Source organism: Sulfuricystis multivorans, assembly GCF_003966565.1.
GTDB classification, from domain to species: domain Bacteria; phylum Pseudomonadota; class Gammaproteobacteria; order Burkholderiales; family Rhodocyclaceae; genus Sulfuricystis; species Sulfuricystis multivorans.
Genome location: NZ_AP018718.1, coordinates 1,795,286 through 1,807,773, shown reverse-complemented (window position 1 = coordinate 1,807,773; position 12,488 = coordinate 1,795,286). Strand labels below are relative to the sequence as shown.

Genomic DNA, 12,488 nt, shown 5'->3' with positions numbered 1-12,488 from the left:
CACGAGCTATCAGGCGCTGTCATGAGCATGAAGAGAAGCCTCCGCTTGCACGTATTCGCAGCTCTGCTGGCCGGGCTATCGCTACACGGTCACGCGAACGACGACATTGCATGGCGCTATCAAGCCCGGCATGGCGACGTGGTGCTGACTGCCAATCCACAGGCTCCGGCACCCCTCTCGGCGTTCTACGCCGCCAGGGGCTTTGCGGCCGAAGCGATTCGCCCCTACGCGAACTCCTGCGGCTTTTCTTTTGGCATGCGGAATGGCGGACCAATTCCGATCCTGACCCGACTTGCCGATTGGCGTGTCGCTGACGCCAAAGGCCGCAGGATCGGCTTTCGATTGCCGGAGTCATGGGATGCTGATTGGGCCCTGGCAAAGGTGCCGCAATCCGCTAGGATTGCCTTCCGCTGGGCGCAGTTCCAGACGGAGAACAGCTTCGAACCCGGCGACTGGATCATGGGCATGGCAACGCTGGAGTCGGTACCGGCCGCTCCTTTCCGCCTCATTGCCCGCTATCACGACAACAAGGGAGATCATGAAATCGTCCTCGACCAACTGGAATGCGCCCATGACTGATCGACATTGTAACCGGCGCCATTTCATTGCCGCCCTCGGCTTGCTGGCTGTGCTGCCGTCAGCCTGGGCCCAGGGCAGGGGCATGACCGCCGTGCCCACCGTCTCGCCAGCGCCGACTTTGCGGTTGATGGATACCGACGACAAGATCGTCGATCTGGCGCAGTACAAGGGGCGCGTCGTGCTCATCAACTTCTGGGCAACCTGGTGTCCGCCCTGCCGCAAGGAGTTTCCGTCGCTGAGCCGCGTGCGCAAACTCTTCAAGCCAGCCGAATTCGAGGTCATCGCGGTCAATGTCGGCGAGGATCCGGATTCGGCCTTCTCATTCGCGGGGATTACCGACTTTCCCGTTGTGTTCGACCGTGATTCGAAGACCATGGCCGCCTGGGCGGTGAAGGGGCTGCCGACGACATTCCTGGTGGATCGCAACGGGCAGATTGCCTATCGCGCCACCGGAGGGCGCGAATTCGACGATCCCGACATTGTCGCCACCATCAAACAACTGCTGAAACCGTGAGGAGGAGAACAAAATGAAAGACGCACTGGCCACACGCTGCATCCACGCCGGAGAAATCGACGACGCACATGGGTCGCCGCATACCCCGATCTACACCACGACCACCTTCAAGTTCGCCTCAACCGCCGATCTACTTGATGTCGTGGACGGGCGGAAGTCCGGCAGCCTCTATACGCGCTATGGACTCAATCCGACCATCGCCAGTATCGAGCAGAAACTGGCCTCGCTCGAAGGTGCCGAGATGGCATGGGCCTTCTGCTCCGGCATGGCCGCCGAGGCAGCACTGTTCCTATCCCACGGCCGCAAGGGTATCGTCTGCCTCGGCGACGCCTATGGTGGCACGCTGGAACTCATTTCATCCCAACTGCCGCTTCTGGGCATCCCCGGTCATTTCCTGCTGGGCAATGAGTTGGCCCGTCTCGATGAACTGCTGTCGCAAGGCGTGAGCCTGGTGTTCCTGGAAACGCCAACCAACCCGACGCTGGAGATTTTCGACATCCATGCCATCGCCAAGATGGCCCATGCCCACGGCGCACTGGTGGCGGTGGACAATACCTTCGCCTCGCCAGTCAACCAGAACCCGCTGGCGCTCGGTGCCGATTTCGTAGTGCACTCCTGCACCAAGTATCTCGGCGGTCACTCGGACATCACGGCCGGCGCCCTGATGGGTTCCAAGGACTTGCTGATGCCGGTGTGGAACTGGCGCAAGAACCTCGGTACGGCGATTGCTCCGGAAATCGCCAGCCAGCTCGCCCGCAGCATCCGCAGCCTGCCAGTGCGCGTACATGCCCAGAACGCTTCTGCGCAAAACATTGCCGAGGCGATGGCGAAGCATCCCAAGGTCAGCCGCGTGCTCTATCCCGGCTTGCCGGACTTCCCCGGTCATGCGCTGGCGAAGAGGCAGATGAGCGGTTTCGGCGGCATGCTGACCATTGAGGTCAAAGGGAATGGCGACGATGCCACTCGTGTTGCCGACAAGCTTAAGCTCTTCGCGCTGGCGCCCAGTCTTGGCGGTGTCGAGAGTCTGGTGACCCAGCCATGTACGACGACGCACCACGGCCTGACGCCGGAGGAGCGCACGCGGCGCGGCATCTCGGATGCCATGTTGCGTCTTTCCGTGGGCCTGGAAGATCCTGCCGATCTGATTGCCGATCTGAATCAAGCACTGGGGTAATCGTCATGTCGGAAAATGTCCTCTTCGACGAGACCCTGCGCGACCGGTTCGCCAATCGGCGTCTTGATGAGCCATGCCCCTATCTTGCGCATGGGTATTTCATCCTCCGCGGGTGGGCATGGCGATCATGCGCGTTGGGTTGAACCTAAAAACCCCAGTTGACCGCTTCTCAAGGTGAAGAATGCCTTCGGAAATCAGAACTTGCCTCACCTTCACAGCTCACCGAAAAGGTGACCCCGCTACGCGCCCCCTGGCAATTCCTAAGCGGGCGCCTGGCATTAACCCAGATTGTCCATTAGACCGTCCTGTCACCGGATGAACGTGAGCAAGCCTTTTCATTCTGGACTGCGCGGGCGCTTCCGGTCTGCGGGCGGGCCCTTTGCGCCCGCGCTCCTCGCCAATAGACGAGGGTTTTGGCTCATCGCGCAAACGCAAATCGCCTCGCCCTCGCCTCGAAATCGCCTCGCGCCCTAATGAACAATCTGTGATTAAAGCTCCTCCTTGCAGGCATGAGCCTGCCGCCTCGATGCGTCGCGCCATGCACCCGCCGGGACGCACCATCGGGCGCGTCCAACTGAGGTTTTTAGGTTGAATCGGCAGGGCAGATCGGACAGGAAATGCTCAGAAAGCGCGCTTTGCATGGCTCCTCTAGCTACTCGCCAGATTTGGCGGGCATCAACAACATGAACCGGGTCGATTGGTCTGCGGAAGTCACATGGACGTCCCCTCCATGTGCGCGGAGAATCGAGCGGGTAATCGCCAGACCTAATCCAGCTCCCTCCGTCGTCCTGTTCCGAGCGCTGTCTGCTCGGTAAAAACGGTCGAATAGACGCTCGAGGTGCTCAGGAGGAATGGCTGGACCGGAATTTTCGACGCTGAGACCGACTCGCTCCTGATCACTGTCATGGATCCGGATGGCGATACTGCCATCCTCCGGGGTATGACGGATGGCGTTGGACAGGAGATTGCTGATTGCCCGCCGGAGCATCAAGCGATCGCCGTTGACGACGCCATTCCCCGACACTGAAAGGTGCAAGCGCTTTTCTTCGGCGAGGATTTCGTAATATTCCAGGAGGCTGTGAACCTCTTCGGCCAGGTCGACGGGCTCGAGGTTCGGAATGATCTGGTTGTTGTCAGCCTTGGCCAGGAAAAGCATGTCGGAAATCATGCGCGACAGACGCTCGAACTCTTCGGCGTTGGAGGCCAGCACGTCGCAGTATTCGTCGGCTGAACGCGCCCTCGAAAGCATGACCTGGGTCTGCGTGAGGAGATTGCTGATCGGCGTACGCAGCTCATGTGCGAGGTTCGAGGAAAAGTCGGCGAGCCGCTGAAAAGACTCTTCCAACCTGGAGAGCATGCCGTTCAGCGTATCGGTCAGCTCGGCCAGTTCTCGGGGAATCGCCTCGGAGGGCAGACGAAAGTGCAAGTTATTTGCGGTGATCGCCGCTGCCCGCTGCTTGATTGCCTTCAATGGAGACAGGCCACGTTGGGCGACGAACCATCCGAGCATGCCCATGACGAGGGCTGCCGTTGCTACGAATGACCACAAGGTGTGCCGAAACGATTTCATGAAATGTTCGTGATGGTCGATCTCGGTAGCAATTCCAACGGTAAGCATGGTCCCGTCCTCGGCCGTCTCGGCAGAAGCCACGATGCCACGCATGGGCAGACCGTTGCCGGCAATCCATTTGACGGGCCGCCCGCCTTCGGCTGCTCCGGCCTTCGAGAGATCGGACGGAAAAGCGCGCATGTCGTTCGTGAAAACGATCCGGCCATCCGCTGCCCGAATGGTGACGGCCAGTCCGTGATGTCCGGTCAAGGCATCATCCAGTTCTTGGGTCACCGTTGGATTCGGCCAAGGCCCCTTCGATCGAGCGAGGATGTGCCGGACGAGTTCCATCTTGCCCGAAAGCAGTTCGATGTCCTGTTCCTCGAAATGCTTTTCCACGGCATCGCCGATGATCAGCCCGAGCAGGAAGAGGACCAGCACCGAGGCCAGCGCGAACGACAGCGTCAGGCGAAGCGTGAGGGAGGGGCCTTGCCGCGTCGTCAATCCGCCACCTCCAGCACATAGCCCATGCCGCGCACCGTTCGGATCAGCTTGGGCTCGAAGCCTTCGTCGATCTTGAGCCGCAGGCGCTTGATCGCCACCTCGATGACGTTGGTGTCGCTGTTGAAATTCATGTCCCAGACCTGGGAGGCGATCAGCGAGCGTGGCAGCACTTCGCCCTGCCGGCGCAGCAGCAACTCCAACAGGGCAAACTCCTTGGCGGTCAGGTCAATGCGTTTGCCGGCGCGGCTGACACGCCGGCGCAGGAGGTCGAGCTCGAGATCGGCAGCGCGCAGAAACTCGGATTCCTTCGACTTGCCGCCGCGCCGCAGCAGGGTACGCACGCGGGCCAGCAGTTCGGAAAAGGCAAACGGCTTCACCAGATAGTCGTCCGCCCCCAATTCCAGTCCCTTGACCCGATCGTCCACCTGATCACGTGCGGTCAGGAAGAGCACGGGCATCTCCTTGCCGGCTCGCCGTATGCCCTGCAACACCTGCCAGCCGTCGATGCCCGGCAGCATGACGTCGAGGATGGCCAGGTCGTAGGCTTCGCTCAGCGCTTGATGCAGTCCATCAAGGCCGTTGGTGGATAAATCAACGACGAAGCCGGCTTCGTCCAGACCCTGTTTCAAATAGGTTCCCGTTTTGGGTTCGTCTTCCACGACCAGAATCTTCATCACCTTTCTCCAACGACGGCGCCTGCCGATGACACATTTTCCGCCGTATCCATGCGCAAGTATCCAGATTACAGAAATGTAATCCGCAGGTCAGATTGTCGTTGGTCAGGCGCGGGCAAGATGGCGGCCAATCCAATCAACCTTGAGCAAGGATGACGATTTTGAGATTCATGAAGCTATCGCGGGCCCTCGCAGGAGGGCTGCTGCTGGCCGTCCTGCCCCTCCATGCCTGGGCCGATCCCACCCTACGCGAGGCGCTGGATCGGGCTTGGGAACGAGCCACGCAGGGCAGAGCAGCCGAAGCACGGCGTGGCGAAGCCGAGGCCAGCAAGGCGATCGCCGACGGTTGGTTTCCTGAACCTCCTTCCCTCGCTGTGGCGGAAAAGAATGACCGACTCAACAAGAACGAAGGGATTCGCGAGCGCGAAGTCGAGCTGACCCTGCCGCTCTGGGTTCCCGGACAGCGCAAGGCACACCAGGCATTCGCGGCCAAGGATGCGGCCGATGCACAGGCGGCGATCGCTGCCGCACGTCTGGCCATTGCCGGCGAGCTGCGGACATCGATCTGGAACGTGGCGTTGGCCAGGTCGGAACTGGAGATTGCACGCGAACGCCTGGTGACGGCGGAGAAGCTCGCAGCCGATATCGCCCGGCGCGAGAGAGTCGGCGATCTCGCACGCACCGACTTGCTGCTCGCAAAAGAGGAGGCCCTGGCCGCAAAGATCGCTTTGGCCGAGGCCGGTACGCGCGAGCAGCAGGCGTTGGAGCGTTATCGCGTGCTGACCGGCTTCGATCGCCTGCCCGTCCCGATCGAGGAGGTGGTCGCGGCGCCGACAACGGCCGAGCATCCGCGCCTGCGTCTGGCTCGGACTGCTGTGGAGCGGGCGCGTGCCGAGATGCAGGTGGCGCATGAAGACAGGCGCAATCCGCCCGAACTCTCCCTTGGCCTGCTGCAGGCGCGCGACGGATTCGGGGCAGCGAACGTCAACACGGTACGCATCGGGATACGTATTCCTTTCGCCAGCGAGGCCCGCAATGCGCCGAAGATCGCCGCCGCCAACTCCGGATTGATCCGTGCTGAAGCGGAATATCGCCAAGTGGTCGCCGAATTGGCGGCCGCACAGCGCGAAGCGCAAGTCGCCCTGGACAACGCCGAGGCCGCTCATCAGGCCGCGCAGGTCCGCGCCGGACTGGCATCGGAGCGTCTGGCGTTGCAGGAAAAGGCCTTCGCACTCGGCGAACTGGGTCTGGCTGAATTCATGCGCGTGCGCGCCGCTGCCAATGAGGCGCGGCTCGATCTGCTCCGTGCGACGCATGCGTTGGCGGCCGCCCGTGCCCAGGTCAATCAAGCGAGGGGAATCCTGCCATGAGAGTTTTCATCAAGCGAATCGTCGTTCTGGGTTTGCTGGGCCTGGGCGTGCTGGGCAGCACCGGCGCCAGTGCGCACGGCGGCGAAGACCACGGCGATGAAGCCAAAGCGCCGGCGCCGACCGTTGCCATCGCCCCACGTGCCAGCGCGCAGAGCGAGGATTTCGAACTGGTCGCGGTACTGGAGGAGGCCAAGCCGGAAGGCAGACGGCTGAGACTGTTCCTCGACCGTTTTGCCACCAACGAACCGATCCTTGGGGCCAAACTCGAAGTCGACGCTGGCGGACAGAGCGCGCTCGCCCAGGAAACCAGTCCCGGTGTCTATGTGGCGCCGTTTGGCGTGCCGGCAAACGGCGCTCCAGGAACGAAGTTGCCGCTGACGATTTCCATCGAAGCGGGCGATGTCACCGATCTCTTGACGACGACACTGGAAATTCCGGTGCCGCCTGATGGCGTTGCCGCTCATGTTCATGGTTGGGGTGAAATCGTCACCTGGCTCACCGCCGCCGTCATGGGGCTGACGGCCGTTGCACTGCTGATCGTTCGTCGCCGTCGCCAAACAAAGGGAGTGAAGTAATGGTTCCGGGAGCAACACGCTTGATCGCCATCCTGCTGGCACTGGCCGCAGCCGACGTGTATGCCCACGGCGGCGAGGATCATGGCGATGGGATTGCCAAGGCGCCCGCACCCGTAGGCGCCGGTGCTGCAGTGTCCCTCGCCCAAGAGGGGCCGCAACGGCTGACCGACGGCAGTCTGTTCGTGCCCAAGTCCGTGCAACGACGTCTCGGCATCCGTACCGTCCAGGTGCGCACGGGTGAGCTGGCGGCCGGCATCGAGCTCAACGGCACCGTCATTGCCGATCCGGAAACCAGTGGTCGCGTGCAAGCGCCTTTTGCCGGCAGCGTCCAGCCAGGTCCCAAGGGCATGCCGGTCGGGGGCAGGAAGGTCGTCAAGGGTGAAGTGCTGGCCTATCTGAAGCCGGTGGCCAACGCCATCGAGCAAGGCAACCAGAAGGCGCAGCTGGCCGAACTGGAGGCGCAGCTGGCGATCGCCGACCAACGGGTGAAACGCTACGAGCAGCTCGAGGGCGCCGTGCCCCAAAAGGAAATCGAAGCGGCAAGGATCGAGCGCGCCGCGCTCCAGCGCCGGCGCGCCTTCGTCGCCGCCAGCCTGGATAGCCCAATGCCGCTGCGCGCGCCGGCAACCGGCGTGATCAGCGCCTCGCACCATCTAGTGGCCGGGCAGATCGTCGATGCCCGCGAGATTCTCTTCGAGATCGTCGATCCGACGCGCCTTGCCGTCGAGGCGCTGGCCTACGATCCGGGAATCGTGGGCACTCTCGAGTCGGCCAGCGCTCTGGCCGGAAAAACGGCGCTGGCACTGAACTTTGTCGGCGGCGGGCGGCAGCTGCGCGAGCAGGCGCTGCCCCTGCTGTTTCGCATCATCGAGCCGAATGCTTCCATCGCCGTGGGACAACCGGTCAAGGTCGTGGTGCGTACCGCGCAGGGAATCAAGGGCGAGGCCGTGCCGCTGCAGGCCATGGTAAAAGTCGGCGCTGGCGAGACGGCAGTCTGGGTGCATGCCGAAGCCGAGCGCTTCATCGCGCGCAAGGTGCGCACCCAGCCGCTGGATGCGGCCAACGTGGCCGTGATCGACGGCCTGCATGACGGCGACCGCGTGGTCACCGAGGGCGCCAGCCTGCTGTCTCAGGTGCGCTAATCATGTTCGATTTCATCATTCGCGCCTGCCTTAAGCAGCGACTCTTGGTGCTGGGCGTCGCGCTGCTGCTGATGATCTACGGCGCGCTGACCCTGCGCCAGGTACCGGTCGATGTCTTTCCCGACCTGAACAAACCGACGGTGACCCTGATGACCGAAGCCGGCGGCATGGCGCCGGAAGAGGTCGAACAGCTCGTCACCTTCCCGATCGAATCGGCCATGAACGGCATGCCGGGAGTTACCCGTGTGCGCTCGGTCTCCGGCATCGGCTTGTCGGTTGTGTATGTCGAGTTCGAGTGGGGTTCCGACATCTACCGCAACCGTCAGCAGATCTCCGAACGGCTCAATCTGGTGCGCGAACAGTTGCCGCCGGGCATTGTTCCGCAAATGGGGCCGATCTCATCGATCATGGGCGAAATCCTGCTGATCGCCCTGCCTATCGATACCGCTGCCGGCCCGGACAGGGCCAGTCCGATGGCGGTGCGCGAGTATGCCGACTGGGTGATGCGGCCGCGTCTGTTGACCATTCCGGGTATCGCCCAGGTGATCCCGATCGGCGGCGAGGTCAGGCAATATCGCGTCGAGCCGAAGCCGGCCCAATTGCAAGCCCTCGGCATCGAGCGCGAGAAGCTCGACGCGGCGCTACGCGATTTCGGCGCCAACACCAGCGGTGGCTTTCTCGAAGCGCAGGGGCGCGAATTCCTCATCCGCGCCATCGGCCGCACCAGTCGCATCGAGGACCTGCAAAACTTGGTCGTGGCCGTCAAGAACGGTCAGCCGGTGCTGCTCAAGCAGCTGGCCGATGTTCGCCTCGCGTCCGCCATCAAGCGCGGCGACGGTAGCTACCAGGGCAAGCCGGCCGTGATCCTGTCGGTGCAGAAGCAACCGTCTGCCGACAGCGTGACCCTGACCCGCGAGGTCGAGAAGGCGGTGGACGAACTGGCGAAGAGCCGGCCGCCGGGCGTGGCCGCGCCCGCCTTCCTGTTCAAACAGGCCGATTTCATCGAGCACTCGGTGACCAACGTCGAGGAGGCCTTGCGCGACGGTGCGTTGATGGTCGCGGTGATCCTCTTCCTGTTCCTGCTCAACGTGCGGACCACGGTGATCTCGCTGATGGCGATTCCCGTCTCCCTGCTGGTAACGGCCTTGGTGTTCCGTTACTTCGGCCTGTCGATCAACACCATGACGCTGGGCGGGCTGGCGATCGCCATCGGTGAACTGGTCGACGATGCGGTGGTCGGCGTCGAGAACGTGTTGCGCCGCCTCAAGATCAATCGAGCCGGATCTTCGCCACGGCCGGTGATCGAGGTGATCGCAGCGGCGACGCTGGAAGTGCGCTCCGCGATCGTCTATGCGACGGTGATCATCGTCCTGGTATTCGTGCCGCTGTTCGTGCTGCCCGGCATCGAGGGTCGGTTGTTTACGCCGCTGGGCGTCGCCTACATCGTTTCGATCCTCGCCAGCATGATCGTCTCGGTGACGCTGACCCCGGTGATGGCCTATTACCTGCTGCCCCGGATGAAGCAGCTGCACGCGGGCGATAGCCCGCTGGTGATCTGGCTCAAGCGTCAGGACGCGCGCCTGCTGCACTGGTCGTTCGCCCATGCGCGCACCCTGCTGGCCGTCGCGCTGGTCGCGGTCCTGCTGGTCGGCGCCAGCGTGCCGTTCTTTTCGCGCTCCTTCCTGCCCCCGTTCAACGAAGGCACGCTTACCGTGAACGTGCTGCTCAATCCCGGCACCTCGCTGGCCGAATCGAATCGCATCGGCACCCTGGCCGAGGAACTCGTCCTGCAGGTGCCCGAGGTGACCCAGGTCGGCCGGCGCACCGGTCGCGCCGAACTGGACGAACACGCCGAAGGCGTGCATTACACCGAGATGGAAGTCGACCTCAAGACGTCGGAGCGCAGCCGTGAGGCCGTCATCGCCGACATCCGTAGCCGCCTGGCCACCCTGCCGGCCGTCTCCAGCGTCGGCCAGCCGATCTCGCACCGTCTCGATCATCTGCTCTCCGGCGTGCGCGCTCAGATCGCCCTGAAGATCTACGGCGACGACCTGGACACCCTGCGCGGTCTGGCGGGTGGCTTGCGGGAACGGCTGGCGAAGATTCCCGGCATCACCGATCTGCAAATCGAGAAGCAGGTGCTGATCCCGCAGATCAAGATCCATCTCGACTATACCGAGGCTGCACGTTACGGCGTCGCGCCGGGCAATCTGCTGCGCAGCCTGGAACAGATGGTCGCGGGCGAGCGCATCACCCAGATCGTCGAGGGCAACCGCCGCTTCGACCTGCTGGTGCGCCTGCCGGAAGACGCCCGCGGGCCGCAGGCGCTGGCGAACTTGATGATCGAAACGCCCAACGGCTTCGTGCCGCTGTCAAAGATCGCCCGCGTCGAGGAGAGCGACGGGCCCAATCAGATCAGCCGCGAGAACTCGCGCCGGCGCATCGTGCTTTCAGCCAATACCAACGGCCGGGACATGGCGCAGGTGATCGCCGACATTCGCGCCGAACTGGCAGCCAACCCGCTGCCGGAAGGCTACTTCACGGCGCTCGAGGGCCAGTTCCAGGCGCAGGAGCAGGCAGCCCGGCTGATCACCCTGCTGGCCCTGATTTCGCTGACGATGATCTTCATGGTGCTCTACAGCCGCTACCGTTCGGCGACGCTGACTTTCATCATCATGGGCAACATTCCCCTGGCCCTGGTGGGGAGCGTGATCGCGCTGTGGATTTCCGGCCAGCCGCTGTCGGTCGCCGCGCTGGTGGGATTCATTACCTTGACCGGCATCGCCACGCGCAACGGCATTCTCAAGATCAGTCACTACATCAACCTGTGCGCCTTCGAGGGCGAGAGCTTCGGCCAGCACATGATCGTGCGCGGCTCGCTCGAACGCCTGACGCCGGTATTGATGACCGCGCTGGTCGCGGCCTTCGCGCTGCTGCCCCTGCTGCTCGCGGCCGATGCGCCGGGCAAGGAGGTGCTGCATCCGGTCGCCGTCGTCATCTTTGGCGGCCTGGTGAGCTCCACCCTGCTCGACACCGTGCTGACGCCGCTGATGTTCTGGCTCTGGGGCGAGAAGCCGCTCAAGCGACTGCTCGCCGAGCATGGCCGGGACAGCTTCTGATCCGACCCACTTCACAACGACCCAGGAGAACCAAGATGTTTCGCAAGACCCTGATCACTGTCGCCGCTGCTGCCAGCCTGTTTTCCCTTTCCACCAGCGCTGCCCTGGCGCATTCCGACGAATACCTGGACACGCAGGCCGCGCCCCACGGCGGTCAACTGCGCATGGCGGGCATTTACCACTTCGAACTGGTCGTGGCCAAAGACAGCAAAGAGGCGAAAGACAACCCCGTGATTGTCTATGTCACCGACCACGCCGGCACCAAGGTGCCGACGACGGGCGCCAAAGGTACGGTGACCATTCTGTCTGGCAAGGCCAAGACCACGGTCGATCTGGCTCCGGATGGCGACAATCGGCTCAAGGGATCGGGGGTGTATGCCTCGACGCCCGACATGAAGGCGGTGGTGTCGATCACGCTGCCCGGGAAAGCCGCCGAGCAGGCGCGCTTTACGCCGTTGGCGAAAGCTGCGGCCATGGCGCAAGACGGCCACTCCGGGCACATGATGCATTGAACCCAGATTATCCATTAGACCGGGCTGATTCGTCATGAACATCCGATACGATCATTTCAACGCCCTACGCGGCGGTTTTCGGTCTGCGGGCGGCATCTTTGCGCCCCCGCGTATCGCCAGACACTGTTATTGGCTCGTCGCGGAGACCCAAACCTGCTCGCCCTCGCTTTCGATACCCGCTCGCGTTCCAATGGACAATCTGGGTTGAACGACCTTGGCACCTCGCAATGCGCAGATGACAGCAATGTAATCTTGCGGTCAGACTGGCGTAGGTGTTTGTACTTCATACTGGATTCATCGAATCAGAAAGGAGTCTCTCATGAAACCAGCAATCCGCGCCGCCGTCCTGTTTGCACTGCTCACGCCAGCCGCCTGGGCCGCAGCCTCCCTGCCGACTGTCGAGGTATACAAAAGCCCGACCTGCGGCTGCTGCGGCAAATGGGTGGAGCACATGAAGGCGAACGGCTTTAAGGTCGTCACCCACGAAATGAACGATGTCACGCCGCACAAGCAGCGGCTGGGCGTGCCAGTCGGTATGGGTTCCTGTCACACCGCCGAGGTCGGCGGCTATCTGGTCGAGGGCCACGTTCCGGCGGATGACGTCAAGCGCCTGCTGACAGAAAAGCCGAAGGCGAAGGGTCTCGTCTCGCCTGGTATGCCGCAAAGCGCGCCCGGCATGGACATGCCCGGCAAGCAGCCCTACGAAATCTTCCTCGTGCGCCAGGACGGCAGCACGTCGTCCTTCGCCCGTCATTGAAACTTCAGCAAAGGAGCAA

General features: G+C 62.9%; 11 protein-coding genes. 9 read left to right on the top strand and 2 right to left on the bottom strand.

Going from position 1 to position 12,488, the window contains the following annotated elements; genetic code table 11:
- Positions 1-21: 21 nt before the first annotated feature.
- From EL335_RS09070 to EL335_RS09060, 3 genes are read left to right on the top strand one after another with little or no spacing between them, the layout of a single operon-like run.
- Positions 22-579, top strand: coding sequence for a hypothetical protein (locus tag EL335_RS09070; protein ID WP_172599970.1), 558 nt, complete (start codon positions 22-24; stop codon positions 577-579).
- Entirely contained in the window at positions 572-1,093 is a 522-nt protein-coding gene (locus EL335_RS09065) for a TlpA family protein disulfide reductase (protein ID WP_284155308.1), read from the top strand. The genes EL335_RS09070 and EL335_RS09065 overlap by 8 nt, the downstream gene beginning before the upstream one ends.
- A gap of 13 nt (positions 1,094-1,106) precedes the next feature.
- Positions 1,107-2,267, top strand: coding sequence for a trans-sulfuration enzyme family protein (locus EL335_RS09060; RefSeq protein ID WP_126446159.1), 1,161 nt, complete (start codon positions 1,107-1,109; stop codon positions 2,265-2,267).
- A gap of 652 nt (positions 2,268-2,919) precedes the next feature.
- On the opposite strand, the gene EL335_RS09055 is transcribed toward EL335_RS09060, so the two are convergent.
- The gene (locus EL335_RS09055; RefSeq protein WP_126446157.1) at positions 2,920-4,320 is read right to left on the bottom strand and encodes a heavy metal sensor histidine kinase; all 1,401 of its coding nucleotides are present in this window, start codon (positions 4,318-4,320) and stop codon (positions 2,920-2,922) included.
- Positions 4,317-4,994, bottom strand: a complete 678-nt coding sequence (locus tag EL335_RS09050; RefSeq protein WP_126446154.1) for a heavy metal response regulator transcription factor — start codon at positions 4,992-4,994, stop codon at positions 4,317-4,319. The genes EL335_RS09055 and EL335_RS09050 overlap by 4 nt, the downstream gene beginning before the upstream one ends.
- 170 nt (positions 4,995-5,164) lie before the next feature.
- Between EL335_RS09050 and EL335_RS09045 the strand changes: the two genes are divergently transcribed.
- From EL335_RS09045 to EL335_RS09020, 6 genes are all read left to right on the top strand, one after another.
- Entirely contained in the window at positions 5,165-6,364 is a 1,200-nt protein-coding gene (locus tag EL335_RS09045) for a TolC family protein (protein ID WP_172600071.1), read from the top strand.
- Positions 6,361-6,939: a hypothetical protein gene (locus tag EL335_RS09040; protein WP_126446149.1), complete on the top strand. Its 579-nt coding sequence runs from the start codon at positions 6,361-6,363 to the stop codon at positions 6,937-6,939. Before EL335_RS09045 ends, EL335_RS09040 begins: the two co-directional genes overlap by 4 nt.
- Positions 6,940-6,959: 20 nt before the next feature.
- On the top strand, positions 6,960-8,081 hold the full coding sequence (locus tag EL335_RS09035) for an efflux RND transporter periplasmic adaptor subunit (RefSeq protein ID WP_284155307.1): 1,122 nt from the start codon (positions 6,960-6,962) through the stop codon (positions 8,079-8,081).
- 2 nt (positions 8,082-8,083) lie between these two features.
- Entirely contained in the window at positions 8,084-11,200 is a 3,117-nt protein-coding gene (locus EL335_RS09030) for an efflux RND transporter permease subunit (protein WP_126446143.1), read from the top strand.
- 35 nt (positions 11,201-11,235) lie between these two features.
- Positions 11,236-11,712 (top strand): hypothetical protein, encoded by a 477-nt coding sequence (locus EL335_RS09025; RefSeq protein WP_126446140.1) that lies wholly within the window; start codon positions 11,236-11,238, stop codon positions 11,710-11,712.
- A gap of 319 nt (positions 11,713-12,031) precedes the next feature.
- Complete coding sequence (locus EL335_RS09020) at positions 12,032-12,469, top strand: DUF411 domain-containing protein (RefSeq protein ID WP_126446137.1); 438 nt, start codon at positions 12,032-12,034, stop codon at positions 12,467-12,469.
- The last annotated feature ends 19 nt before the right edge of the window (positions 12,470-12,488 follow it).